General features: G+C 57.1%; 25 protein-coding genes and 4 pseudogenes. 9 read left to right on the top strand and 20 right to left on the bottom strand.

From position 1 onward, the window contains the following. Window positions 1-936: 936 nt before the first annotated feature. The 9 genes and pseudogenes from istB to ACIOU6_RS24860 all read right to left on the bottom strand — a co-directional run. Window positions 937-1,739 (bottom strand): annotated as a pseudogene (istB, locus tag ACIOU6_RS24900) (IS21-like element ISPsy20 family helper ATPase IstB). Between the two features lie 7 nt (window positions 1,740-1,746). Beyond that, window positions 1,747-2,502 (bottom strand): annotated as a pseudogene (locus ACIOU6_RS24895) (Mu transposase domain-containing protein); the annotation flags it as partial. Between the two features lie 18 nt (window positions 2,503-2,520). Beyond that, window positions 2,521-3,042, bottom strand: coding sequence for a hypothetical protein (locus ACIOU6_RS24890; protein ID WP_221733363.1), 522 nt, complete (start codon window positions 3,040-3,042; stop codon window positions 2,521-2,523). Then, window positions 3,039-3,773: an alpha/beta hydrolase gene (locus ACIOU6_RS24885; RefSeq protein WP_401139204.1), complete on the bottom strand. Its 735-nt coding sequence runs from the start codon at window positions 3,771-3,773 to the stop codon at window positions 3,039-3,041. Before ACIOU6_RS24885 ends, ACIOU6_RS24890 begins: the two co-directional genes overlap by 4 nt. Before the next feature lie 3 nt (window positions 3,774-3,776). Further along, on the bottom strand, window positions 3,777-4,274 hold the full coding sequence (locus tag ACIOU6_RS24880) for a PAAR domain-containing protein (protein WP_221733361.1): 498 nt from the start codon (window positions 4,272-4,274) through the stop codon (window positions 3,777-3,779). Between the two features lie 345 nt (window positions 4,275-4,619). After that, a complete protein-coding gene (locus ACIOU6_RS24875) occupies window positions 4,620-4,919 on the bottom strand; it encodes a hypothetical protein (RefSeq protein WP_401139202.1) in 300 nt (99 codons plus the stop codon). Window positions 4,920-5,047: 128 nt separating this feature from the next. Then, window positions 5,048-5,266: a hypothetical protein gene (locus ACIOU6_RS24870; RefSeq protein ID WP_401139201.1), complete on the bottom strand. Its 219-nt coding sequence runs from the start codon at window positions 5,264-5,266 to the stop codon at window positions 5,048-5,050. Between the two features lie 313 nt (window positions 5,267-5,579). Then, window positions 5,580-6,188, bottom strand: a complete 609-nt coding sequence (locus tag ACIOU6_RS24865; protein WP_401139199.1) for a LysE family translocator — start codon at window positions 6,186-6,188, stop codon at window positions 5,580-5,582. Window positions 6,189-6,336: 148 nt separating this feature from the next. Next, window positions 6,337-6,836 (bottom strand): annotated as a pseudogene (locus ACIOU6_RS24860) (hypothetical protein); the annotation flags it as partial. A 103-nt stretch (window positions 6,837-6,939) separates the two neighbouring features. Here ACIOU6_RS24860 and ACIOU6_RS24855 point away from each other — a divergent pair. Continuing rightward, window positions 6,940-7,842 carry a LysR substrate-binding domain-containing protein gene (locus ACIOU6_RS24855; protein WP_401139197.1) on the top strand — a complete coding sequence of 301 codons (903 nt, stop codon included), beginning with the start codon at window positions 6,940-6,942 and terminating at the stop codon, window positions 7,840-7,842. A gap of 165 nt (window positions 7,843-8,007) precedes the next feature. Here ACIOU6_RS24855 and ACIOU6_RS24850 read toward each other — a convergent pair whose 3' ends face one another. Continuing rightward, the gene (locus ACIOU6_RS24850; protein WP_401139195.1) at window positions 8,008-8,268 is read right to left on the bottom strand and encodes a DUF6429 family protein; all 261 of its coding nucleotides are present in this window, start codon (window positions 8,266-8,268) and stop codon (window positions 8,008-8,010) included. Window positions 8,269-8,533: 265 nt separating this feature from the next. On the opposite strand from ACIOU6_RS24850, the gene ACIOU6_RS24845 reads away from it, so the two are divergent. Then, window positions 8,534-8,863, top strand: a complete 330-nt coding sequence (locus tag ACIOU6_RS24845) for a hypothetical protein (RefSeq protein ID WP_221733356.1) — start codon at window positions 8,534-8,536, stop codon at window positions 8,861-8,863. Window positions 8,864-8,914: 51 nt separating this feature from the next. On the opposite strand, the gene ACIOU6_RS24840 is transcribed toward ACIOU6_RS24845, so the two are convergent. Continuing rightward, window positions 8,915-9,670: a hypothetical protein gene (locus tag ACIOU6_RS24840; protein WP_401139193.1), complete on the bottom strand. Its 756-nt coding sequence runs from the start codon at window positions 9,668-9,670 to the stop codon at window positions 8,915-8,917. Window positions 9,671-9,797: 127 nt separating this feature from the next. On the opposite strand from ACIOU6_RS24840, the gene ACIOU6_RS24835 reads away from it, so the two are divergent. Continuing rightward, window positions 9,798-10,547, top strand: coding sequence for a hypothetical protein (locus tag ACIOU6_RS24835; protein ID WP_401139191.1), 750 nt, complete (start codon window positions 9,798-9,800; stop codon window positions 10,545-10,547). A 71-nt stretch (window positions 10,548-10,618) separates the two neighbouring features. Next, window positions 10,619-12,538 carry an alkaline phosphatase D family protein gene (locus ACIOU6_RS24830; protein ID WP_401139190.1) on the top strand — a complete coding sequence of 640 codons (1,920 nt, stop codon included), beginning with the start codon at window positions 10,619-10,621 and terminating at the stop codon, window positions 12,536-12,538. A 125-nt stretch (window positions 12,539-12,663) separates the two neighbouring features. Here the strand turns inward: ACIOU6_RS24830 and ACIOU6_RS24825 are convergent, their stop codons facing one another. Next, entirely contained in the window at window positions 12,664-13,836 is a 1,173-nt protein-coding gene (locus ACIOU6_RS24825) for an aspartate aminotransferase family protein (protein ID WP_401139188.1), read from the bottom strand. A gap of 102 nt (window positions 13,837-13,938) precedes the next feature. Between ACIOU6_RS24825 and ACIOU6_RS24820 the strand changes: the two genes are divergently transcribed. Both ACIOU6_RS24820 and ACIOU6_RS24815 read left to right on the top strand, forming a co-directional pair. Further along, entirely contained in the window at window positions 13,939-14,844 is a 906-nt protein-coding gene (locus ACIOU6_RS24820) for a LysR family transcriptional regulator (RefSeq protein ID WP_401139186.1), read from the top strand. A 233-nt stretch (window positions 14,845-15,077) separates the two neighbouring features. Beyond that, window positions 15,078-15,593, top strand: coding sequence for a DUF6622 family protein (locus tag ACIOU6_RS24815; protein WP_401139184.1), 516 nt, complete (start codon window positions 15,078-15,080; stop codon window positions 15,591-15,593). 1 nt (window position 15,594) lies between these two features. Here the strand turns inward: ACIOU6_RS24815 and msrA are convergent, their stop codons facing one another. From msrA to msrB, 3 genes are read right to left on the bottom strand one after another with little or no spacing between them, the layout of a single operon-like run. Then, entirely contained in the window at window positions 15,595-16,299 is a 705-nt protein-coding gene (msrA, locus tag ACIOU6_RS24810) for a peptide-methionine (S)-S-oxide reductase MsrA (protein WP_221731483.1), read from the bottom strand. A 15-nt stretch (window positions 16,300-16,314) separates the two neighbouring features. Further along, window positions 16,315-18,123 (bottom strand): cytochrome c biogenesis protein DipZ, encoded by a 1,809-nt coding sequence (locus tag ACIOU6_RS24805; RefSeq protein WP_401139182.1) that lies wholly within the window; start codon window positions 18,121-18,123, stop codon window positions 16,315-16,317. A gap of 43 nt (window positions 18,124-18,166) precedes the next feature. Then, window positions 18,167-18,685: a peptide-methionine (R)-S-oxide reductase MsrB gene (msrB, locus tag ACIOU6_RS24800; RefSeq protein ID WP_401139180.1), complete on the bottom strand. Its 519-nt coding sequence runs from the start codon at window positions 18,683-18,685 to the stop codon at window positions 18,167-18,169. Window positions 18,686-18,835: 150 nt separating this feature from the next. Here msrB and ACIOU6_RS24795 point away from each other — a divergent pair, with 150 nt between their 5' ends. From ACIOU6_RS24795 to ACIOU6_RS24785, 3 genes are all read left to right on the top strand, one after another. Beyond that, window positions 18,836-19,546 (top strand): response regulator transcription factor, encoded by a 711-nt coding sequence (locus tag ACIOU6_RS24795; protein ID WP_401139178.1) that lies wholly within the window; start codon window positions 18,836-18,838, stop codon window positions 19,544-19,546. Continuing rightward, window positions 19,543-21,063 carry a sensor histidine kinase gene (locus tag ACIOU6_RS24790; protein WP_401139176.1) on the top strand — a complete coding sequence of 507 codons (1,521 nt, stop codon included), beginning with the start codon at window positions 19,543-19,545 and terminating at the stop codon, window positions 21,061-21,063. Before ACIOU6_RS24795 ends, ACIOU6_RS24790 begins: the two co-directional genes overlap by 4 nt. A 118-nt stretch (window positions 21,064-21,181) precedes the next feature. Beyond that, the gene (locus ACIOU6_RS24785) at window positions 21,182-21,886 is read left to right on the top strand and encodes a hypothetical protein (RefSeq protein ID WP_221731488.1); all 705 of its coding nucleotides are present in this window, start codon (window positions 21,182-21,184) and stop codon (window positions 21,884-21,886) included. A gap of 69 nt (window positions 21,887-21,955) precedes the next feature. Here ACIOU6_RS24785 and ACIOU6_RS24780 read toward each other — a convergent pair whose 3' ends face one another. The 5 genes and pseudogenes from ACIOU6_RS24780 to ACIOU6_RS24760 form a co-directional block, all read right to left on the bottom strand. Then, entirely contained in the window at window positions 21,956-22,447 is a 492-nt protein-coding gene (locus ACIOU6_RS24780) for a RidA family protein (RefSeq protein ID WP_221731489.1), read from the bottom strand. 222 nt (window positions 22,448-22,669) lie between these two features. Next, window positions 22,670-23,557: a heme o synthase gene (cyoE, locus tag ACIOU6_RS24775; RefSeq protein ID WP_221731490.1), complete on the bottom strand. Its 888-nt coding sequence runs from the start codon at window positions 23,555-23,557 to the stop codon at window positions 22,670-22,672. Between the two features lie 11 nt (window positions 23,558-23,568). After that, window positions 23,569-23,904, bottom strand: coding sequence for a cytochrome o ubiquinol oxidase subunit IV (cyoD, locus tag ACIOU6_RS24770; protein ID WP_221731491.1), 336 nt, complete (start codon window positions 23,902-23,904; stop codon window positions 23,569-23,571). Next, window positions 23,904-24,527, bottom strand: coding sequence for a cytochrome o ubiquinol oxidase subunit III (cyoC, locus tag ACIOU6_RS24765; RefSeq protein ID WP_129395410.1), 624 nt, complete (start codon window positions 24,525-24,527; stop codon window positions 23,904-23,906). The genes cyoD and cyoC overlap by 1 nt, the downstream gene beginning before the upstream one ends. Window positions 24,528-24,530: 3 nt before the next feature. Next, window positions 24,531-25,185 (bottom strand): annotated as a pseudogene (locus ACIOU6_RS24760) (cytochrome o ubiquinol oxidase subunit I); the annotation flags it as partial.

Genomic DNA, 25,185 nt, shown 5'->3' with positions numbered 1-25,185 from the left:
GCTCCCCACTCTTGTCGTTGCTATTAGTCATAAACATAACCGTTTGCCTATCCCTTATCGTAAGGGGGAAACGGTGTCCTGTCTTTCATGGGGCTCGTCCAGGATGGTTGTTTTTGCCCTACAGTTTTCGACTGCAAGTGAGCAATCTTTCAAACCGTTGATTTAAAGGCTTTTTTTACAGAACCAACCTCGCTTACAGTTTTCTACAGTCCTACTGTAAGTGACGAAGCCTAGCAAATACGGGGCTCCCAGCCGCTTTCTGACGCTCCTGACACCACTTACACGTTTGGAGGGGGTTACCGAGAAAAGTTTTTCCCGGCAGCCTTGGCGTTTATCCCGCCCCCCCCCTAGCTAACGCCCCCGGATTGTGAAAGCCGCTGAAACTCTTCAATCCGGCTGAAACCCTTGCCGCACTTGGGATACAGGGGAATCTGCCTCTCCCCGCACACAGGCAGTTGCCACCCGAAAAAGATCGTGCGCGTTTGGGAAAACACACCGAAAGCCACGTTTTGAGAGTTTCCGCCCAATGAAACTAGGGGTTCCAGAGCTATCCCGCCCGTGACCGCCCTGAGTGCCGCTATGCAACCGCGCTGCATTTCCTTTCAAAACTTTGCACTTTGTGAAATTGCCGACCGCCTGCAGAGCCCCACGGCCCGCCTGGGCTGTAGGTTCGTTTGCACTACATCGGGATTTGCACAAAAAAAGGACGCAAGGCCCGTCGGCGGGAGGGGGATAAGTGCTTTTTCAGAGGTTTTTTTCTTGGAGGCTGTTGGCGCTGATTGAAAACTGACCCACCCTGCCGATTGAAAATTGACCCAGGACGGATTGCTGATTTCTGTCCCAGCAATTGTGGATAAGCTTAGCAGCAGTGTTCCGATTCAAGACGCATCAAGCCCCATCGCATTTATGCATGCAGCAGGGTATTTATGGTGCCGATCAAAATGGCTCATCGTCCTCGATATCATCTCCGTCCTTGCGCTTTCGTTCCCGTGACTTGATCTTTGTCTGGGCGGCCAAGGTGCTGTGTTGCAAGCGGAAAGACTCGTTGTCTGTTTCGACGATGTGGCAGTGGTGTGTCAGCCGATCCAATAACGCGGTGGTCAACTTTGCGTCGCCAAATACACTCGACCACTCCGAGAAGCTGAGGTTGGTGGTGATGACCACGCTGGTGTGTTCGTAAAGCTTGGACAGCAAGTGAAATAACAGTGCGCCGTCACTCTGGCTAAAGGGCAATACCCCAGCTCATCGAGTATCACCAGGTCTGTGCGCAGCAGTGCCTGGGCGATTCGCCCTGCCTTGCCATCGTACTTCTCACGCACCAGCAGATTCACCAGATCCACCGTGGAAAAGAAGCGCACGCGTTTGTTGTGGGCCGTGACTCCAGATACAGCCAAGGCACTGGCCAGGTGTGTTTTCCCGGTTCCAGAGCCGCCGATGAACACGACATTCTGCGCGGTTTCAGTGAACGCTAAGCTGGATAGATCGCTGACCAGCCGGGCATCAGCGCTGGAAGCGCTGAAGTCAAAGCCAGCTAAGTCACGGTGCATGGGGAGTTTTGCCATGTTCATCTGATGATTCACCGAGCGCACCGCGCGATCCGCATATTCCTGCTGAAGCAGATGTTCCAGCAGCCATTTCGATGAAGCCGTCGACGCTGTTCCTTGAGAGACCAGTTCTTCCCAAGCACTGGCCATGCCGTGCAGGCGCAGTTCTTTGAGTTCAGTCATTAGGTCACGCATTGCGATTCTACTCATCGGCAGTACGGAGCCGGTCGTAGCGTGCTGTATTGGCAACAGGCGCCACTTTGAGTTGCAGGCTGGTTTCTACACAGAGAGGTGGTGCGGTGGAGGTCAGGCGGGCAACGACATTGAGGATGTGATCGGCGCTCAGACTTCCCGATTCAAGTACCAGCTCCACCGCCACCAGCACTGGTTCGAGACCGGCGATGGGCACAGCAGCCAGTACCTGCATCATGATTCGATCACCGTTGGTGTGACGCCTCAGTCCGCGTTTGAGAAGCTGTTACGGTTTTGGCAGATCCGCAAATGGCGCGCCATTGCGTAGTGCACCAGGCTTGCGTTCGATGAGTGGGATGTAGTGCTGCCAGTCAAAACCGACCTGATCTCGATCAAAGAGCCGTTCGTGACTGGCGATCACCGTTTCGTCGGCAATGACCACGATCCGCGAAGGGTACAAACGGCTGCTGCCCCATTGACCAACACGCTCACATGGCACTGAATAGCGATTTCGCGCCACGCTGATCAGGCAGGTGCTGGAGACCCGCACGGTACGCTCGACGGAGCCATCAAATGCCGTCGGCATTGGCATCATTTCGGCCTGCTCCAGCTCCAAGACCTCCGCCACCGTCAGCCCGTTGTACTGCGGATGCACCAGTTCGCTCCAGAGCGACAGGCAACGTCGGCCGAGCCAGACATTCAGTTCCTCGAAGGTGTGAAACATGCAGTCTAGAGCATCGAGCCAGATTCGCCTCCGGCTGTCCTGCGGTGCTATCTAAAAAAGCTAAGGGTTTTTAAATATCTGCTCTGTCATTTTCGTGGTTGGAATGATCAATGACTTCGTGTAATAGGTTTTATATCCATACGCGGTAATGCTTACCTTGCAGGGTATGAGAGCTTTATTGGCTAGAAGCGGCCGGACGGCTTCGTAATCATTCAGATCGAGTTGCGTCCCATCGGGTCTTGTATTGTAAAAAACAAGTTCTGAAGTGAAAGTGTAATTTGGTCTGGTTTGGCTGCTCGCATTCACCAGACCTTCAGCCTTTATATTGATTGAATGCTCGGACGAAAAATCCATATCGCCGTCTAACGAGCAGGTCAGCGTTGGTGTGAGCTGATTAGAGTTTTCGAAATCATTGAATGCGCTAGCCAAATCTACTGTTGAAGTGAATTTCACAGTAAAAAGATTATTCGGCCCTAATTCAAAAGACGACAAAGTGAGGTCTGCGGGAGGGATGTTGGCTGTTTTTACACAGCCCGCGCAGAGAAGTAATGTCAGGTAAACGAAGCCGCGATATAGATTCATTGGCCGAAAATACCATTGATGGAATCAAAAATCAGATCGAGCGCTGATTTTGTTTCCTGAACAGGTTGAATGAACATCCAGTCTGCAGAGGCGTGGTGGATGTCGATGGTTTTGTTCATGGTCGGACCGGACTTTATATTCCAGCGCTCGCCGAAATCAGCGACGCTGTCAGAAGAGTCGGGTTTGCTTGAGTTGGCTCGAATGTTAATCCAGGACTCTGCGACAGGTTGCGGCTCTGACATGTAGATATCCGAGCCCAGCCATACCCAAAAACCTTCGCCGACAGGGTCGAGTGTCACCAGAAATTTAATGGTGTAACCCGCTTCAGATAAAATTTTGGAAAGATGTGCTCCGTTCCATCCCCCCAAACTGTGACCCACGATATACACCGGGCTTGATTTGCTGGGTATTTTATCGATGAAGTTGGTCTTGATGTCGCCGGAGCCTTTGGCGTCGTTGTAGCCTCTGGCCCAGCTTGTGTATTTGGGTTTCAGTTTTGCGTTTGGGCTTATTCTGTTGTCGAGCAGATTTTTTGCGGCATCGATGTTGTGATAGGCACCTTGGAAGTAATATTTTTCCTGGTCTGCGGCGCCACCGATAAAGAAGACGATGGCCTTCTTTTCCGGAACTGGTACTGCTTTTACGGTTGAGTCATTTGCAGCGGTCAATGTTTTTGTTGCTGCCAGGCTTGCGGTGTTGCCGTTTGGAAGAACAATTTGCTCTGCGGCCATTACTTAGTCTTCCAGAAAGATTTTGATGGTTTCTGCCAAGTGCGAACTCACTATATGGGTGAAGCCCATCGAGTCGCTAACGCCATGTTCCAGGCTTCCATCCTCACGTTGGATGGCGTAACCGTGATTAGGCATTGGCTCGCCAGTCGTGCCGTCGACCAGTTTGATCTTGTCGCTGAAGTGCACCGGCATTGGCAGTAAACCGCTGAATGGCGCTGATACAAAGGTGTCGCCGATGATGACGGTGCCGGAACCGCCAATGACAATGTTGCCGTGTCCCCCGGTGCTGTCTATTGTCGCGGCGTTCAGGCCGTTGATGAATACAGTCGAACTGATGCCCCCGGTAATCGGGCTACCACAGGCGGATTTGTCGGTCATGCGAGCAGCTGCGAGGCCGTCGAAGAATACGTTCGGCGAGCCGCTGGCAATAGGATTGGTACCGTGTCCTGGAAGTGGGCAACTGGTGGGATCTGAGACGCGAGCAGCTGGTTTTCCACTCATGGGAGGTTCCGTTTCGAAATGTCAGTGGCGGGCTCGTGATTCTCGCGCGAGCATGGGGACGCAATTTGCGTTAGACGATTGGTGTTTTTACGAGCAGCCGCTCGACGTAGCCGTCGCCCAAGCAGGGATGGCTTTCAATGCGGGGGCGTATATGAGAAGTGCTAGCGCGGAGGCGCTTCCGTACGTGGGGCAGGCATAAAAGTGAATCGTCCTTGAAAAATCGCGGTGAAGGATGCCCGAGGTGAAGATTTCGTTCAACGAGATTTTTCGAGTGCTCTTGTACTTTTGGTATCATTTCCGAATTTTTTTGCAGCGCGTATAGGCCGCTGTAGTTAGCGGCTGAATTCAAGCCGAGAGAAACTCCAGGCTGTCGAGGTTGATTTCGGCATAGATCCCAAGTTCGCACTTGTAGAGGCATATTCTGGATAAGCCCAGTTCAGATTGTAGAAAACCAACGAGTCCCCTGAGACTTGAGTGTTTGGACATGCTTGTTGGATGCACCACAGTAGCTTTACCGGACTCGTCGTCGTAAGTTCTGATAATAAAAGTGTCCTCGCCATTCTGGATGATGTAGTTAAAGCCACGGTACTCAAACCCCGCATCATGGTCGACATCATCGAAACGGGTAGCGCTTATTATTTTCAAAGTAGATTTCCGTTGAATTTAACTAGTGGCGGGTAGCTTTTCAAACCGCTGGAATTGTTACTTCTCGGGAAACATCCTTCGTGGCACCAGCCTAGCAGCGGTCACAGGGGAAAAAGGGGAGGTCGGAGTTATCTGATTTGGAACAGGCGGGAGATCGCGGTCATGGCCTTGTCTCCGTCAGCTTCATAGAGACTGAGCAGGCGCGTTTGGTCGCTTAGGTGATGAAGCCGAAAATGGTTATAGAACGCTTGGCCCAAGCGCTGATTATCGAATGTTCCGCGCTCCCAAAGAGATAAAAACTCTTGGTACGCAACGCGCTCAATTTCCACTCTCGGCATGCCTTCCATATACACATCCATTTATGTCAGCGATGACCAAATCCTACTGATGCCGGACAGATGCGGCAATGCGCGTTTTTGGGCGATTTTTAGTCATCCGGTCGCGGTAGGGGCGGCAGGAAACTGCCGTCCCTACCGCGACCCTCCTTGGGGGATAGTCCGCTTTCCAATAGCAGCAGAATCGTAGCTCGGGTAACGCTTCTATGCGGCAAAAGTCCGGAGCGAGCGATTTTCTTTAGCCGCTCACGGTCTTCGTCCACGAGTAGAAACTTGATCGCCTTCTTGGCCATGTAGCCTCCCGGGTTAAATCATCGAAGTTTGTTTATTTACTGGCTGTAGCCATCAGCACGCCAAAACAGAAGAAGGTGATGCCCGACAGTTTTCCGACAATTCTGGCGCCCTTGTTCGTGGAGAGCCAGCCTCTTGCACCGTTGGCCATCAGGGCATATCCGGTATGAACAAGCACCACGAGCAAGCTATAGGACGACACCAGCAAGAAAAACTGGCTGTAGTAGTTACTCTCAGGTTTGATGAACGGCGGGAACACCGCGAGGAAGAAGAAACCGGCCTTGGGATTAAGCAACTGTATCGACAACGCCTCGACGAATCGACGCCACGGACGCGACGATGTGACATTGAGTTCCGGGATAAGACTCTTGGTACGCCACATCTTTATCCCCAAGTACAACAAATACAGTGCGCCGACGTATTTGAGAATCGTAAACGCAGTGGCCGAGGTGGCCAGGACCAACCCTATGCTACTGGCGGAAATGCCCGCCACGACAAACGCCCCCAGGGCGATACCGACGATGCCCGGCAACGAGCCCATCCAGCCATGTCGCAATGAGTTGGAGAGGGTCAATACCACGCCAGGGCCAGGGCTCAGCACCGTCAGGGTTGCCAGAATGATAAATAGTCCGTAACTAGCCATGAATGATTCCATTGGGCAGCACATCCAGAAGACTCTGCGTGGCCCATAAGATGTATTTGCCTAATAAAACCGTCAGCAACAACCCGGCACCGAAGCCATAGAGACAGGGATGAATATGCTGGTAGTCATTCCATACGCGTTCGCTGCTCAAGGCCAGAAGCAACCCGGCCACCATCACTGCGTCGCCCGCCATCAACTGCTGCGCCTGCAGTGAAAGACCGATAATAAAGAGCCCGTCCAGTGTCAGCCCTTCGATAAACGACCAGACCGCAACACGAGCCATGACCGTGCGGACAAGTTCAGCACTGCGTAGGACAGACCCCAACTCAGGCGCAACAGTAGCAACGCCCAGAATCCCGAAAGCGTCGCGTAACCCAATGCACAAAGCGCCGCAGTCCCGGCGGCCAGTAGCGAAGCCGGGCGATCACCTTTGCTCGCATAAAAACTCATGGCGTAGCGGTAACCAAAAATCCTCACCAAACGGTTGACGGCCAGCAAAATGCCCGCCTGTGCCAGGTTGATGCCGAAGGCCTCTGGTTGCATGGGCAACAGCAAATACAGCAACGTGTCTGCGGGCAGGCAAAGGCCCAATATGGCGGCTGCTCGTATCGAGGCTCGATCAGCTACATGGGTGTTTTTGACTGACATTGGATCAATGGCCGGCAAGACAAAGTGCGGCCTTCAGATTGGCGTGAAGCGAGAACGCTGACAAACGCTTTAATTGCACCTCGGATGTGACTAAATTAGACACATGATTTCCGACCTTCCCCCTTTGAACGCCGTCCGTGCCTTCGCCGCTGCCGCTCGCCATCAGAGCTTCAGCCGTGCGGCCGAAGAACTGCATGTCAGCCATAGTGCCGTCAGCCGTCATATCAAGCAGCTTGAAGAACACCTGAGGGTGCCGCTTTTCGAGCGTCGGACCCGGCAATCCGTGCTCACGCCCGCCGGCCAGACGTTCTATCAGCAGATCAGTGTGGCCTTGGCGCAAATCGCCAACGCTGCCACAGCCCTGACTCGTGGTGCCCCGTTGCGCAAAGTGACCATCAATGTGCGCCCATCCTTTGCAGTGCGATGGCTGATCCCGCGCTTGCCGAATTTCATGGCACTTTATCCGGATATCCAGCCCGAAGTGGTCACCAGTACCCTGCCACCGGATCAATCGCGGGAAACATTCGACGTGGTCATTCGCCGTGGGCAGACCGGATGGTCCTCCAATGTTCAACCGCAAATATTGCTGGAAGATGACATGGTGCTGGTCGCGTCCCCTTCACTACTGCAAGCCGTGCCGCTGAACAGCGCTCAAGACCTGCTTCGTCATACCTTGCTGGCAGGCAGAACCCGCAGCATGGACTGGAAAAACTGGGCCGATCACACCGGTATCGCCCAATTACACAGTCAGCCCACCCTGCAATTCGATCACATGCACCTGGTGTTACAGGGCGCCGTCGATGGGCTCGGCGTGGCCCTGTGCCCGGAATCGCTGCTGGGCAAGGACTTGTCCACAGGACGGTTGATCAGCCCGTTGCCCTCCCTGCGTCTGCCACTGACCCGCTACTACTATGGCGTTTCCCAAGAGGCTGCGGCCGAAACGCAGATCTTTATCGACTGGATGTTTTCCCACATCCATCAGGACAAAACAGCCAGTACGTCGTGAACTTCAGCCTAACCTTAACGACTGACGGCAATTTTTCCCGGATCAAAGCGCAATCGGGGGGGGCATGTAGAGATAAAGGAAAATCAGTAAATTTGGTCTTTAGTCAGATGGTTTATTTAGGCGTCCGCGACCCGTCCTCCCCGCTCCAATCGCCGTAGCAGGGACTCAGATGTCGGAACTGCACGCAGGCTCGACTTGGGCACTCTCTCCGAACAACCGCGAGGCAATCTTGCGACCTCGCTCCAGCCCCTCCTCCGTCAACCAGATCGACTTGTTTCTGTTCACTGGGTTACTGATGAAACCCTGTTCATGCAATCGATTCATGACTTCGAAGTCGAACCCTTTCCAGGCATTGCCGTCGTCGGAACTGAAGGCTGCCAGCAGGGCAAGCAAGGCGTTTTCCATCAGTTTGTCGTCGTATTCCATGGTCGTCGCTCCGCCCGTATCCAAGAGTTAACGTCGAGTTGTCAGGGCTCACCATCTTACTCGCCGATCTCCCGTGGGAAATGGCGTTCGATCCAGTAAAGGTTACTGATCGGCTTTAGCGTGACCAGTCTCACCCCGGGCTGCACTTGTTGATCCCTCTCCGTATAATCACGCCCATCTGAAAACAGGGGCGCCTTGTGCATCTCTCGCAGGTTGCATCCACGTTTTCGACACTCACTCTGAAGGACGTCGCTAAAGGCACACCATGGAAACGTCACTGGAAACAGTCGCCCTTTTCTCCCTCAAACTCGCCTACGAGGAAGAAGGCCTGAGCCCGATTCTGCGGGACGACATGGTCATGGGTGACTACCAGCGGGATATTTTCGAATTGTTGGTACGCCGGGGCGATGTCGAGACCATTCAATTCAAGATGAATGAGTGCCTGGGGCTGGCGATGGATGCGTTGGGCGGTGTCGAGAAACCGCTGGGACGTGAACTGCACAAACTGTCAGCCGATTTCAGCCAGGCGCAGTCGCTGGAGCAGCTCGATCAGCCGCTCCTCGCGCTCAAGGGTTACTTGAAGGACATTCTGTGATCCAACGCGCGATCACTTGCCCACGCTCAGGTTGAAGAACAAACCTGCAGATTACTTGAGCACCTTTACCACTCGAATGTTGATCGCAAACCCACCCGCTCCAGTCAGTTTCTTCCATCCCACGTACTGAAATATCAAGTCCTCGTCGATGGGGTCGCCCCTCTCTACCATTGCTGCGCCCAGCACCGCGACTTCCTTATAAACGGTGCAGCTGCCCGCATCGGGGTGGACGGTGTAGATCACGTAGGGTTTGACGTATCGCACGGCGCGCAAATGTCGGCCGCATTCCCAGTCGACCGTAATCATCAACGTCTTCAGATACGCTTCGCCATCGGTTTCCGATTCCTCGGCGAGTTCGTTGAGCTTGGCGATTCCGCCGACGTCGCTAAAGCCCAGAGCGCGGGCGCGCTTGTATTGCGGGGTCTTCTTGTGCTCGGCCTGGGCCTTGAAGTATTGCTCTTGAAGCTCTCTGACCAAGACCTCCTCTTCCTTGTTCCGGATCTCGAACGCTTGGGCAATGACGTTTTCGCAACGGGCATATTCGGGAAAGGCAAGGCTTGCCTTGGCGAGGTGATCGCGATGGACGTAAAGAGTGTGATTCAAGCTGTCGACGCGGTTCATCGCTTGCCTGGTCGTCATGGTCCCGTTTTGAACTCTGTTCACTACCTCCTGAAAACTCTGACAATCGGAGAGGTATCCTTTCCAGGCCTCCTCCGGGGTTTCATCCCAGTAGGCAAGTGCCGGGGTCATTACGATGGCGAAGAACAAAGCGCTGAGCAGGCGCAAGACAGAAGAAACGGTAGGCATGTGTAGTCCGTTACGCAGTTGAAGAAAGTGGCGCGAAGCTACTATTTTGTTATCTTGCCGTCCATCTCCAGCGCGCCTCATCAATACGCGCTGTTTCAAGGTTTTTGCAGGTTAAGGAAAGGATCGAATGGAGTTTCTGTGTCTACTCGCATTTCTGGCGACGTGGGGTTTCATGTGGCGCTGGGTGGTAAAAAACCGTGGCAATTGGAATCTGTTTATCGGCAACGTTCTCGGTGCAGGGGCGGGGTTTATTGTCGGGTTTGTGGTGTTTTCCGTCACGATGTCGCTGTTCGCGCCGGAACGTATAGTCGAGCAGGCAAAGATACAGAACGCCGCGAAGCAGAGCGCTGAACCGGCCCTCATGCCTGAAGCCGAATCCGCGCCTGAGGAACCTCCCGTTGCTGCGCCTGCGCCTGTTTACGACAAACTCCCGGCCTACGTCGCCAGCGAGCCGCAGAACGAGCCTTCACCACCTGAGTCCGCTCTCCTGCCGAACTTCAGCAAACGGCTACCTGCTTCGCTGCTGGAGAAGGACTTCAAGGACAATGTGGGCCACGATTTTGCCGCTTTGCGCAGAGTGGCAGGCAGTAATCCGAACGCGGACAAATCGTTGATGGCTTTCATGATTTGCGAACCCTTTATCAAGAGTGCGATGCGCTTTTCAGCGTCGACAGTGATGGCAAGCGCGAAGGACGCCAGCAGTCAACGGTTCAAGGATCAGACCTACACCATTACAAGTACCGCCACCTCACGGAACATGGTGGGAGACGATGTGAGGTATCGGTTTGACTGTTCAGTGCAACAAGTGGACGGCAACGATGCAGGCAAAGCCGCGTGGCGACTGCTCGATCTGAAATTGAAGAAGAGCGAATCTTAAGCCTCGTTTAAGGGTTCAAGGCGCCCGCTGCGCTATTATCGCCGGCTTGTGCGCCTTGAGCTTTGCCCTTGATGTCACCCACACCCAATGACCTGATCCCGCTGCCTCCTGTCTTGGCCGGCCCGCTGTTGCGACGGCTGGAGCCGACGCGATTGGTGTTGTGGCTGGTCGGTACGCGCCCACTGTCGCTGACCTTGCGCCTGCAGGGTGTAGGAGACATTCCCCTCGATACCGAGAAATGCACGGTCATTCCCGTAGGCCGCCAGGCGTTCGTTCATCTCATTGATGTCGCCCTGGACAGCGCCCTGCCCTGCGACACCCGCATCGACTATGACCTGCTGATCGAAGGCCAGGAACGCATCGTCGATTGGGCGCCGCATCTGTTGTATGGCAATGCCACCTGCCCGAACTTCGTCCTGCGTTCACGCATCGACCATCTGCTCCACGGTTCCTGCCGCAAGCCGCATCACCCAGCGGCGGATGGTTTGCTCTGTGTCGATCAACTGTTGGCGGGCGAAACCGATCCGCAACAACGCCCCGCCCTGTTGATGATGAGCGGCGACCAGGTCTACGCCGATGACGTTGCGGGGCCGACGCTGCGGGCGATTCATGCCCTGATCGAACGCCTCGGTCTGTTCGACGAACACCTCGAAGGCGCCGTGGTCAGTGACAGCGCCAAGCTTTACGAGCACCCGGCCAGCTATTACCACCGTGCGGATTTGTTACCGGCACTGGAGAGCAACGAGACGTTGCGTGAGCGATTTTTCGGCGGTGCGCGTAAGCCGATTTTCACCAGCAGCAGCGCTGACAATCATCTGGTGACCTTTGCCGAAGTCATGGCGATGTACTTGCTGGTGTGGTCGCCGACGGCATGGACGCTGATCAATCCGACAGCTCCTGCGCTGGCACCCGAACGCCACAAGCGCTTTGCCCTCGAACAGACACGAATCGACGGTTTCAAGGCTGGCTTGGGCAACATTGCGCGAGCGCTGGCGCACCTGCCGAGCCTGATGATTTTCGACGACCACGACATCACTGATGACTGGAACCTGTCCGCGCAATGGGAGGAAACGGCCTACGGCCATCCGTTTTCCAAACGCATCATCGGCAACGCGCTGATCGCTTACATGCTGTGTCAGGGCTGGGGCAATAACCCGGATGCTTTCAACGAAGTTCTGGAGAAAACCCGAGGCCTGAGCGCCAGCGGCGATGATCACTACCTCGACAGTCCGGTGCAGGACGATTTGATCGATGACTTGCTGCGTTTTCAAAACTGGCATTTCGTCTTGCCGACCAGCCCGGCGCTGGTCGTACTCGATACCCGAACCCGACGTTGGCGCAGCGAGATGGCGCTCAAGCAACCGTCGGGGTTGCTCGATTGGGAGGCGTTGAGCGAACTGCAACAGGAACTGCTCGATCACCCCTCCGCGATCATCGTCTCACCGGCGCCGATCTTCGGCGTGAAGCTGATTGAAACGGTGCAAAAGGTTTTCAGCGGGTGCGGTTATCCGCTGCTGGTTGATGCGGAAAACTGGATGGCGCATCGCGGTGCCGCGCAGGTGATTCTGAACATTTTCCGACACACGCGCACACCGGGTAACTACGTGGTGCTGTCCGGCGATGTGCACTATTCCTTCGTCTACGAAGTGCTGATCCGACACCGCAAGGCCGGTCCGCGCATTTGGCAGATCACCAGCAGCGGCATCAAAAACGAGTTTCCGAAAACCCTGCTCGAATGGTTCGACCGCCTCAACCGCTGGCTCTACTCGCCACGCTCCCCCTTGAACTGGTTTACCAAACGCCGGCGCATGCGCATCGTGCCGTACACACCCGAGCATGCCGAAGCGGGTGAACGGCTGTGGAATTCGGCGGGGATCGGGCAGGTGTTTTTCAATGAGCAGGGACAGCCGCGAGAGATCATTCAGCACAATTCGAATGGGAGGGCGAAGACACGGATGCTGGCGCCGGCGTTGGGGGATTATCCTGATTAGCGCTACCCATTTTCCAATGTGGGAGCGAGCCTGCTCGCGAAGGTAATTGATCATTCAATATAAATATCGACTGACCCACCGCCATCGCGAGCAGGCTCGCTCCCACAGGGGTTATCGGCTGCCTGTCAGTGCGCGGTTACAGCAAGCCCGACACCTCTGACAATCATCTCCACCTCCCGCTCATCAATCGTCAGCGGCGGCAGCAGCCGTATGGTCTTGCCGCGCGTGACGTTGATCAGCAGTCCGTGATCGCGCGCAGCGATCAATGTCAGATCGCGAATCGGCTGTTTCAGCTCGATACCGATCATCAAGCCCTGCCCACGAATGGCCAGCACATTGGGGTTGTCCGCCAGCTCTGCGCGTAACCGAGTTAACAGCCGCTCACCCTGAATACGGGCGTTCTCCAGTAACCCCTGTTCTTCGATGATATCCAGCACCGTGCAAGCAACACGGCAAGCCAACGGATTACCGCCAAACGTGCTGCCATGGCTGCCCGGGGTGAACAGATCTGCCGCCCTGCCCCGCGCCAGACAAGCGCCGATCGGCACACCGTTGCCGAGTCCTTTGGCCAGCGTCATGACGTCCGGAACGATGCCCTCATGCTGAAAAGCAAACCACTGGCCGGTGCGGCCGATGCCTGTCTGAATCTCATCGAGCATCAGCAGCCAAGCGTGGCTATTACAGATTTCGCGCAGGGCCTTGAGGTAACCGGGTGGCGCGAGTTGTACGCCGCTTTCGCCCTGAATCGGCTCGACCAGAATCGCCACGATCCGCTCACCATGCTTGCGCTGAATGTGCTCCAGTGCCGCCAGATCACCGAACGGCACTTTGACGAAATCCCCCGGCAATTCATTGAAGCCCAGGCGCACTGCCGGGCCATCGCTGGCGGACAACGTGCCGAGAGTGCGGCCATGAAAAGCGTTGACCATGACCACGACAAGCGGTTGCTCAATTCCCTTGCGCCAGCCATACAACCGCGCCAGTTTCAGCGCCGTCTCATTGGCCTCGGCCCCGGAATTATTGAAGAACGCTCGCTCCATTCCCGACAACTCAGTCAGCCGTTTTGCAAGCTGTTGCTGCCAGTCGATGCTGTACAGGTTGGAGGTGTGCAACAACAGACCGGCCTGCTCGCTAATCGCCGAAACGATCCGCGGGTGCGAGTGGCCAACATTGGTCACCGCCACACCGGCGACCGCATCCAGATACTCTCGACCGGCCTGATCCCACAGTCGGGTACCCAGGCCTTTGGTAAAGCTCAGGGCCAGTGGTTGATAGGTGTTCATCAGGGCGGCGGTCATGACTTCAAACTCCAGTGAAGGTCGGTGTGTTTGCAGTATGGTTAGCCACCGGAACTGGATAAACTCGGCAAAACTTCAATCATTTATAAGCAGAGCTTGATAATGGATCTGTTCCAGTCGATGAGCGTCTACGTCAAAGTCGTCGAAGCGGGGAGCATGACGGCGGCCGCATTGCAGTGCGATATGTCGACGACGATGGTAGGCAATCATCTCCGTGCGCTGGAGCAACGGCTCGGTGTGCAACTGCTGCAACGCACCACCCGACGCCAACGACTGACCGAGTTCGGCAGCGTCTATTACCAGCGCTGCCTCGAAGTGCTGGGCCTGCTGGCCGATTCCGAACGCCTCGCCGAACAGGCTCTGGACGAACCCCGCGGCATCTTGCGCATCACCGCTCCGCTGACCTTCGGCGTTGAACGCATGGCCCCGGCGCTCAGTGAGTTTTCCCTGCAATGGCCAAAGGTCAAACTCGATGTGGTGCTGACCAACAGCCGCCCGGATCTGCTGGAAAACGGCCTCGACGTCGCTTTCCGGCTGGGCAACTTCGAGCAGTCCAACCTGATCGCGCGGCCATTGATCGATTACACCCTGACGGTCTGCGCGTCGCCGGACTATGTGGCACGGCGCGGCATGCCGCTGACGCCGCAAGACCTGCAACAGCATGACTGTCTGTCCTTCGCCTACCCCACCGGGGATGACTGGCAATCGGTGGAAAAGCGCTGGCGCCTCAGCGGCCCGGACGGCGAAATCATGGTCGATGTCAGTGGGCCGATGCTGATCAACAGTTCCGCCGGCCTGCATCAGGCGGCCCGCACCGGCATGGGCATCGTGATGCTGCCCGATGCTTTGGTGGAGCAGGATCTGCGCGATGGCAGACTGGTGACGGTGATGCCCGAGTACCAACCGCCCAGCCGCCCATTGCATCTGCTGTATGCCCCGGATCGCTATCGCCTGCCCAAGCTGCGGCGCTTCGTAGAATTCGCGATGCAGGCATGGGGCAGACCCTGATTCCCGGAGCCATCGAACGAGTTCCTGCGAGTCCTTTGCGCATCTGATCGAAAACTCCCAACGCACCGCTGTCGCGCTGTACTACGGACAAATCATCGGCTTTGCGCGAGGCATTACCAACGGTTTGGGATTTGAAACGTCGCTGATTGCCATGGAGCGCCCGCGATTGAAATAACCGTCAAGCACGATGACAACGGCTATGATTCTCCTTTTTCCAGCACGGATGCTGCGCGATGCTCGCCATTTTGCAAAACACCCCGCTGTGGGTTTATGTGGTTTTCCTGATCCTGATGTATTACGGCCTGAAGGCGCGCAAGCCTCAGCACGAGAGCCGGTTCTCTCTACTGTCGACGCCATTGGCGCTGCTGGTCTGGTCGCTGTTTTCGCTGAACCTGTCGGTTGATCCCGGTTTTACGCTGGGCGGCTGGTCTATCGCTTTGACCCTCGGCGCCCTGTCGGCATGGCTGATTTTTCCCCGCGAGGGCGTGAAGCTCGACGACCCGGAAACCGGATTGGTCGTGCCGGGCACCTGGAAAGCGCTGATGTTGTTGCTGCTGTTTTTTGCGGTGAACTACTACTTCGGCTATCAGGATGACGTGCACCCGGAACACAGCACGGCTGCGGACATGTTGTTGCTCAAGGCCGCAGCGTCCGGTTTTGTCTGCGGACTGATCAGCACCCGCTCGCTGAAGTTCTATTGGCTGCTGCGAACGCTTCAGGCACAACGCCCGTCTTTGGGCGCTCAATGATTCAGGAACCGCTCTTTACCAACACCGGTTTCTCCTGATAACGCTCCCCGAACAACTGCTTCAACTGCGCCACTTTCGGCATGTCGTTGATCACGATGTACGGGTAGCTCGGGTGCTCGGTCAGGAAGTCCTGGTGATAGTCCTCCGCCGGGTAGAAGCCGTTGTAGCTTTCCAGCTTGGTGACGATGGGTTTGCTGAAGGCATGGGTCGCGTCGAGTTGAGTGATGTAGGCCTGCGCGACTTTTTGCTGATCCGCGTTGATCGGGAACAATGCCGAACGGTATTGGGTGCCGCTGTCCGGGCCTTGGCGGTTGAGTTCGGTCGGGTTGTGCGCCACCGAGAAGTAGATCTGCAACAGGCTGCCATAGCTGACCTGCGTCGGATCGAAGGTGACTTGCACCGATTCTGCGTGGCCAGTGTCGCCGCCGCTGACCCGCTCGTACTCAGCGGTATTAGCGGCGCCGCCGGCGTAACCGGAGACCGCTTTCTGCACACCTTTTACATGCTGAAAAACACCCTGAACACCCCAGAAACAGCCGCCGGCAAAGACTGCCGTTTCACTGTGAGCCTGTGTGATTTCATCGAGGGTGGGCGGTGGAATGACCACCGCGTCTTCGCCGCCAAAGGAGAAGGCTGAACATTGGCCGATCACCCCGGCCACCGCGATACCCAACAAAACTCGACGCCAGCTCATTTGATTTTTCATGTCCGTGACTCCTGATCAACCGAAGGTAAAGGCGTAGGCCGACACGCCGGGGTCGAGAAATTCGATGCTGAAGGTTCGATCCTGCACGCCGCCGGACTGCCGCACCAACTGATACAAGCGCTGTTCAGTGACTTGGCCAGAGCCATCCGGGGAGACATCGACGCCATGCGCTTCACCCGGTGCCTGACCATCAATCGACACTTTGAAACGCACCGGTTTGCCATCCGCGCCCGGCCCGAGCACCAGATGCAGGTCGCGGGCATGGAAGCGGTAAACGATACGGCTAGCCGTTGCACCGGCAGTGGCGCGTTCGGCACCGACGTTCCATTGGCCGCCGAGGCTCCAGTCATTCAGGGCCAGATGGGGCGGTGGGGTGTAGGCCGAAACTTTGTCTGGAACAAAGCTGAGTTGCGGCACGAAATGTTCTGCACGCTGGTAACCGATATACGTTTCCGGCGATTGCACTTCGTTCATGTCCGGCGCCTGTTGCACGCCTTTGGCGTCGGCATTGATCAAACCATCGGCGACGGTTTTCGAGCCTGCTTCACGCAACAATTGCTGTATGACGCGTTCCGACTCGGCGTAAGCCCCTTCACCGAAATGGTGGTAACGAATCCGTCCCTGAGCGTCAGCAAAGTAATGTGCCGGCCAGTATTCGTTGCTGAAGGCGCGCCAGATCTTGTAGTCGTTGTCGATGGCGACCGGGTAGTTGATGCCCAGTTCCTTCATGGCTTTGGTGACATTGCCGATGTCGCGCTCGAAGGCGAATTCCGGCGCGTGTACACCGATGACCACCAAGCCTTGATCGCGATACTTTTCAGCCCAGGCTTTGACGTAGGGCAGCGTGCGCAGGCAGTTAATGCAGGAGTAGGTCCAGAAATCCACCAGCACCACTTTGCCCTTCAATGCCTGAGCGTCCAAGGGCGGCGAGTTGAGCCATTGCACGGCGCCATCCAGCGGCGGCAACCGGCCTTCGACCGGCAAGGTTGCCGGGGCCTCTGCGGCCATTTTCATCGCGCCACCGGCGGCCATCATGCTGCCGTTGGCCATATCATCTTGCGCCGGAATCTGCGCCATCATCGTGCCGTTCGGGCTCGCAGGTTTGCCCGACAGTTTGCCGACCAAAGCCTGTTCCAATCCGCCAGTGGATGCCGTTGAAAGCCGCGCGAGAATTCCGGTATCCAGCCCTAATGCAATCGCCGCCACCCCGGCCAACATCAACGCGCCCAGGCCTCGACGGATCCACTCACCGGTACCGATCGAGCGCTTCATCAGCGCAAACACCTTAGCGCCCAGCAGCAGCGCAGCCGCCAGCGAGGTGGCGGCCCCCGCCGCGTAGGCGAGCAACAACAGCGTGGTGGCGATGCTTGCCCCTTGCAGTGCGGCGCCGGTCAGAATCAGCCCCAGGATGGGGCCTGCGCAGGGTGCCCAGAGCAGCCCCGTGGCAACGCCGATCAGAAACGAAGCGCCGGGACGCGGGCGATTGTCCTGGCCGGCGGCCTCTGACAGACGACTGCCGGCCGAAACCAGCGGACGGGTCAGACGTTCGGCTACTTGCGGCAGCAGCAACGTCAGCCCGAACAGTGCAACGAACAGCAACGCGAGCCAGCGACCGTACTGATTGACTTGCACCACCCAACCGCCGCCCACCGCCGCCAACGAGGCGACGAGCGCAAAGGTGACCGCCATCCCCGCCAACAGCGGCAAGCCACTCTTGATAAACGGCTGCCCGGTGCGAGCGAAGACAAAAGGCAGAACCGGCAGGATGCACGGGCTGACGATCGTCAGCACACCACCGAGATAAGCGAGAACCAAGAGCCACATAGTGTCGTCCCGTTTGAAGTGAAGAGCGCAAACGCGTCATGGCTTAGGTCGCCACAGCGTTGAAGGTCATGGCCAGGCCATTCATGCAGTAACGCAGCCCGGTGGGTTTCGGCCCGTCATCGAAGACATGTCCCAGGTGACCGCCACAGCGTCGACAGTGAACCTCTTCGCGAGCCATACCGAAGGAGCGGTCCTGGCGCGTGGCCACGGCCTGCTCAAGCGGTGCCCAGAAACTGGGCCAACCGGTGTGGCTGTCGAACTTGGTCGCAGATGAAAACAGCGCCAGAGCGCACCCGGCACAGGCAAAAGTGCCTGCGCGATGTTCATTGTTCAGAGGGCTGGTGTAGGCGCGTTCGGTGCCTTCTTCACGCAGGATCCGGTACTGCTCGTCAGTCAGGATCGAGTGCCATTCGCTGTCGCTGTGACTCACTTCAAAGGCTTCATCAGCCTGTGCCTCGCTGATCAGCGGTACGTCAGTCGACAATTTTGGCAATACACCGATTACCAGGGCTGCAAGCCCCAGCCCGCCGCCCGCTACGAGAATCTGCCGCCGTGAAAACATGGCCGTCTCCAAAATGTCAGGTACCTGTCTTGGAACACAGCCTAGGCTTGGGTTGATCGCCAAATCCTCACGGGAAGTTAACGAATTCGTGATAACTCGCCTTGAGGAAAACCCGCACAATGCGCTCATTGCGCCGAAGGATTGAGCTCCATGGAACAAACCAAACGCATCCTGGTGGTCGAGGATGACCAACACATCGCCGACCTGATCTGCCTGCATCTGCGCGATGAGCAGTACGACGTTGTACACAGCGCCGATGGCGATGAGGGCATGCGTCTGCTGGAGCAAGGGCACTGGGATGCGCTGGTCCTCGACCTGATGCTGCCGGGCGTCGACGGTCTGGAAATCTGCCGCCGCGCCCGGGCCATGGCGCGCTACACGCCGATCATCATCACCAGCGCCCGCTCCAGCGAATTGCACCGCATTCTTGGCCTGGAACTGGGCGCCGACGACTACCTCGCCAAACCGTTCTCGATGCTGGAGCTGGTCGCGCGGGTCAAAGCCCTGCTGCGCCGGGTCGATGCCATGGCGCGCAACCTGAAAATGGATGCCGGTAGCCTGAGCATCGACGGCCTGAGCATCGACCCGATCACCCGCGAAGTCACCCTCGATGCTCAGCGACTGGACCTCACGCCACGGGAGTTCGATTTGCTGTATTTCTTCGCCCGGCAACCGGGCAAAGTATTTTCGCGCATGGACCTGCTCAACGCCGTGTGGGGTTACAGCCACGAAGGTTACGAACACACCGTCAACACCCACATCAATCGCCTGCGGGCGAAGATCGAAAAAGACCCGGCGCAACCCTCTCGCATCCTCACCGTGTGGGGCCGCGGTTATAAGTTCGGTATCGAGCAGCCATGAAACTGACCCTGACGCAGCGCCTCTCGCTGGTATTCGCCGTGTTGCTGTTGGTGTGCGGTGGTACATCGGCATGGCTGCAAGTGCGCTCCAGCCAGATGCATGAGCTGGAGGTGGTGCAAGGGCTGTCGCGGGATCTGGCGCGACACATCGCCCATGACACGGTACTGATGGACAGCAACGGTTTGATGCCTGGCGCCGTGCGGGAACTGTTCAGTCAACTGATGCTGGTCAACCCGAGTGTCGAGGTGTATCTGCTCGATACCCAGGGACGCATTGTCGGTAACGCGGCGCCCGAGGGCCGGATGCGGCGAGACAACGTCGACCTCGCGCCGATCCGCCAACTGCTCAACGGCCAGCCACTGCCAATCCTCGGCGATGACCCGCGCAGCGTCGATGGGCGCAAGGTCTTCAGCGCCGCGCCATTGCAGGTCAATGGCAAAGCCGCCGGCTATCTGTATGTGGTGTTGCTCAGCGAAGAACACGACCGTTTCGCCGAACGCGGCGCCACCAGCGCCGCGCTGAACACGGCGTTGCTGTCCATCGCCGTGGTCGCGTTGCTGTGCCTGATTGCCGGTCTCACCGCGTTCAACCTGATCACCCGGCCACTGCGACGGTTGACCGATACCGTCAGCCGCTTCGACATCGACGGTGCGCCGCCACCCTTGCCCACCACGTCGACACCTGTGGACAAAAGCACTGATGCGGATGAGATCGCCATACTCGATGCAGCCTTCCGGCAGATGCAAAACCGTCTCGGTGAGCAGTGGCGTTCATTGACTCGTCAGGATCAGGAGCGCCGCGAACTGGTGGCCAATATTTCCCACGACCTGCGCACGCCGTTGGCCTCGCTGCATGGTTATCTGGAAACCCTGTCGCTCAAGGACGCCACGCTGTCCCCCGAAGATCGGCGGCGATACCTGGGTATCGCCCTCGATCAAAGCCGCAAGGTCGGCGGACTGGCCCAATCGCTGCTGGAACTGGTGCGCCTGGAACACGGTTTTGTGCAGCCGGTGCTGGAGCGCTTTTCCCTGATCGATCTGGTGCAGGACATCTTCCAGAAATTCGAACTCAGCGCCGAAGCGCGGCAGGTCGAACTCAAGGCCAGTTTCGTACCGAACCTGCCCACCGTCTGGGCTGACCTGGGCCTGATAGAACGGGTGCTGACCAATCTGGTGGACAACGCTTTGCGCCATACCCCTCAGGGTGGCGAGATCGAACTCGACCTGAAGTCCTTGGGTACAGGAGTCGACGTGACCGTGAGCGACACCGGCCCCGGCATCTCTCCCGAACTGCGCGAAGGTTTGTTCCTGCGCCCGTTCAATATCGGCGGCTCACGACGCGACGGTGGCTTGGGACTGCGCATCGTTCACCGCATTCTGCAACTGCATGGCCGCCAGATTCAGTTGGTGGACGTCACCGGGCGCGGTGCAACGTTCCGCTTTTCCTTGCCGGTCGATCGGCAAACCGCTGAGCAATGGCTGGCGCAGTCAATGAACCGTAACCACGCGGACAAATAGTTGAGACCATCGGCCCGTTGCTCCGTGACAACGCCGCCCCGCTCCCCTAAATTAGGCGGCCTGAAAAAGACCTCGCGCTTTCTCATCTCAACTCAAGTTAAAAAGTAGTGAAATTTCAATGTCCGATTTCAACACCGCTGAATCCGTAGTCACCGAATCGTCCAAAGCGGAATACGAAAACTCCATCAATCTTTCACAACACCTTCCACAAGCCAAAATCATCAGCGAGATGGTGCTGGACGCGTTTCAATCGAGCCGCGAGAGCGACCAGATCCGCGAACTGCGCGCCGCGATCCGTCAGGCTCACGACAGCTTCGATGACGACAAGGCCTACGAACTGATGGGCCAACTCAAGGGTTTGAAGGACGCCGAGGCCGCCGACATCGCCGCCCTCGAAGACCTGAGCAGCCAGTTCTCGATCGGCCGCATCCTGTCCAGCTTCAAGGACGATCCGGCGTTTCAGGAAATCGTCTACGGCCTCGCCCTCAAAGTGCTGAACCAGACACATCAGGCCATCAGCAACCCGAGTGGCGGCAAGAGCAAAGCCGCGCGCGCCAAGAAAGAAGTCGAAACGTTCACCATCAGCAAGGACGGCATCAGCGTGACCCTGCCGTTGCGCACACCGCGCTCGCGCCTGAACGTTGACCGTGAAGCGCTGGAGTTCCTGGGTTTCACCTTCGTCGGTGAAGGTGAAGAAGCCGAACTCGACGGCGAAACCTTTGTCGACAACGCCGGCAATGAACAAGCGGTCAATCGCAAGAACATCATCACCGCTCTGCAACAGCAGACCGCGTTCGATGGCTACAGCATCACCGCGCAGTAATACGGCAACGCTTGCGAAAAAGCCCCGCAATGAGATTCAGGCGGGGCTTTTTGTTGTCCGCCGCGCAGGTTATGCGTCCGAGTGCAACGCGGCGATCATGTCGACTTCAATCGCCGCGTTCTTCGGCAACTGATAGACACCGACTGTGGTGCGTGTATGCCGGCCGGCATCACCGAGCACGTGACTGAACACATCGGATGCACCGTTGGCCACCTCGCTCAGGTCAACGAAGTCCGCCGTGGACTTCACGTACACCGTGACCCGCAGCAACGCCTTGATCTTATCCAGCGACCCTACCGCATCGACGATCAGCGCCAGGCAACGCATCGCACTGATGCTCGCGGCGGCTTGTGCATCCTCGAGCGTCAACTCCAGGCCAACCCGACCTGGATACTGAATCTTGCCATTGGTGCGCGGCACCATGCCGCTGATGTACAGCTCATCATGATGACGGATCAGCGGCGCGTAATTGCCGCCGGCGGTGTTCTCGCCGTAGATGTCGTAGTTAAGCTCTTGTGCCAGGCCAATGAAGCGTTCGTCGCAGGTCATCCTCTCGGTCATTTCGCCCAGCCTTTTGATTGATGCGTGAATGACAGTCGAACACCTGTGAAATGGCATGGAGCTATCACTGTCATGGTTGGATCCAAATCTAGGGGTTTTGGACCCCAGTCGCAACCCTCACCCTCTCCCGGAAGGAGTGGGCTGGTGAGGGGACCTTACGACGAGCAACAAAAAACCCCGCACATCTCTCGATGGCGGGGTTTCTTGTACAACCTGTAAACCTTACGGCGCGTACGTCAGCAACAGCTCGGCCGGCACCTTGAAGTCCAGGGACATCATGACGCTCAACGCGGTGATGGTGAAGATCGAGAACACAAACAGCTTGCGTGCCCAGACCGTGTCATCCACCGCTTTGTAGCCGGTCCAGGCCATGTACAACCAGTACATGCCCATGGCCGAGGCAACGGCGAGGTAGCTCATGCCAGCATAGCCACTGAAGGTCAGCATCAAGGTCGCTACGAGGAACGCCAGGATGTAGAGCAGGATGTGCTTCTTGGCCACTTGAATCCCGCGCTTGACTGGCAACACCGGAATCGATGCGGCCAGGTAATCGTTGAAGCGGAAGATCGCGATGGCGTAGGAATGCGGCATCTGCCACAGGCTGAACATCACCAGCAGCGTCAGTGCGGCCATGTCGAAGCTGTTGGTCACAGCAACATAGCCAATCACCGGCGGCATGGCGCCCGACAGACTGCCCACCAGCGTGCCGTGAACCGACTTGCGCTTGAGGTAAAGGCTGTAGAAGCCGACGTAGATCACGAAGCCGATGACCGCGAACAAAGCGGCCAACGGATTGGCCACCTTGTACAACAATGCAACGCCGAGAACACCAAGGATGGTCGCGTAGACAAGGGCCAGTTTCAGGGAGATCAAACCCTGGACCAGCACCCGGTTCTTGGTGCGCTCCATCTTCAGGTCGATGTCGCGGTCGATGCAGTTGTTGAACACGCAACCGGAGGCGACAACCAGGGACGTGCCGATCATGGCGGCCAGAAACACCGCCAGATCTACATGCCCTTTCGAGGCCAGGAAGAACCCGCCTGCCACAGAAAGCACGTTACCGAAAATGATCCCCGGTTTGGTGATTTGGATAAAGTGCTTGAGCGACATCGGGTCTTACCTCACTTCGCCATCATGTAGGTGTGGATGCTGAACATGATCCACAGCGACAGGCCAACCAGCAGCACGATCACGATCGCGGCGAACACGAAGGCAATCACGTTGTTACGTTGCGCAGCCGAACGATCCAGGTGCAGGAAGTACACGAGGTGAACAACCACTTGAATCACGGCGAAAGCCAGAACGATCATCAGCGTGATCGACTTCGGCAGCGACGGGTACATCACCAGCGCAAACGGAATCGCCGTCAGGATCACCGACAGGATAAAGCCGATTGCGTAGGACTTGACGCTGCCGTGGCTGTCGTCGTGGCTGTCATGGGAGTGTGCGTTAGCCATTACAGGGTCCCCATCAGGTAAACAACGGTGAATACGCAGATCCACACCACGTCCAGGAAGTGCCAGAACAGGCTCAGGCAGCTCAGACGGGTCTTGTTGGTCGCCGTCAGGCCGTGCTTGTTGACCTGGTACATCATGATGCCCATCCAGATCAGACCCGCAGAGACGTGCAGACCGTGAGTACCGACCAGGGTGAAGAACGCGGACAGGAAGCCCGAACGGCTAGGACCGAAGCCCTCGGAGATCAGCAGGTGGAACTCGTTGATCTCCATGGCGATAAAGCCAGCGCCGAGCAGGAAGGTCATGAACAGCCAACCCAGAACCTGCTGCTTTTTACCTTTGTACAACGCCAGCATGGCGAAGCCGTAGGTGATCGAACTGAACAACAGCAGAGCGGTTTCGCCCAGCACGTAGGGCAGTTCGAAGATGTCGTGGCCGGCTGGGCCACCGGCAACGTTGTTTACCAGTACCGCGTACACCGCGAAGATCGACGCAAACAGAATGCAGTCGGTCATCAGGTAGAGCCAGAAACCGTATACGGTCATCTCGCCCGAATCGTGGTGATGGTCATCGTGCCCATGTTCACCATGGGCGTGTCCAGCATTGGTCACTAAATTCGACATGGTTTAAGCCTGTTCCAACGAGGTTTCAACACGGGTGGCGGAAGCCGGGATTTTCCCTGCCGCAACCAGACGCTTGTGCTGCTCGGCTTCGATGCGCTCGATCGTTTCAACCGGAACCATATAGCCCTGGTCGTCACGCGCAGCGTGGATCACGAAGTACACGACAGTGCCGACCAGACTTGCGATAGCCAGCCACCAGATGTGCCAGATCATCGCGAAACCGAACACGGTCAGCAGTGCGCCCATCACCACGCCAGTGGCGGTGTTGTTCGGCATGTGGATCGGCTCGTACTTGGCCGGAGCCTGGTACGCGGTACCGTTTTCCTTGGCTTCGGTGAACGGGTCGATGCAGTCAGCCTTAGGCAGCACAGCGAAGTTGTAGAACGGCGGTGGCGACGAGGTCGACCATTCCAGCGTGTGGCCATTCCACGGGTCACCGTGATCGCAAACGTTCTCTGGCTTGTTACGGTCACGCACACTGACGTACAACTGGATCAGTTGGCAGGCGATACCGACAGCGATCATCACCGCGCCGAACATGGCAACGTACAGGTACGGTACCCACTCAGGGTTGGTGGTGGCGTTCAGACGACGGGTCATGCCCATGAAGCCCAGTGCATAGAGCGGCATGAACGCGACGAAGAAGCCCGAGATCCAG

Origin of the sequence: Pseudomonas sp. NPDC087615, assembly GCF_044743445.1 — a bacterium.
Classification (GTDB): domain Bacteria; phylum Pseudomonadota; class Gammaproteobacteria; order Pseudomonadales; family Pseudomonadaceae; genus Aquipseudomonas; species Aquipseudomonas baetica_A.
This window is presented reverse-complemented; position numbering and strand designations above follow the sequence as displayed.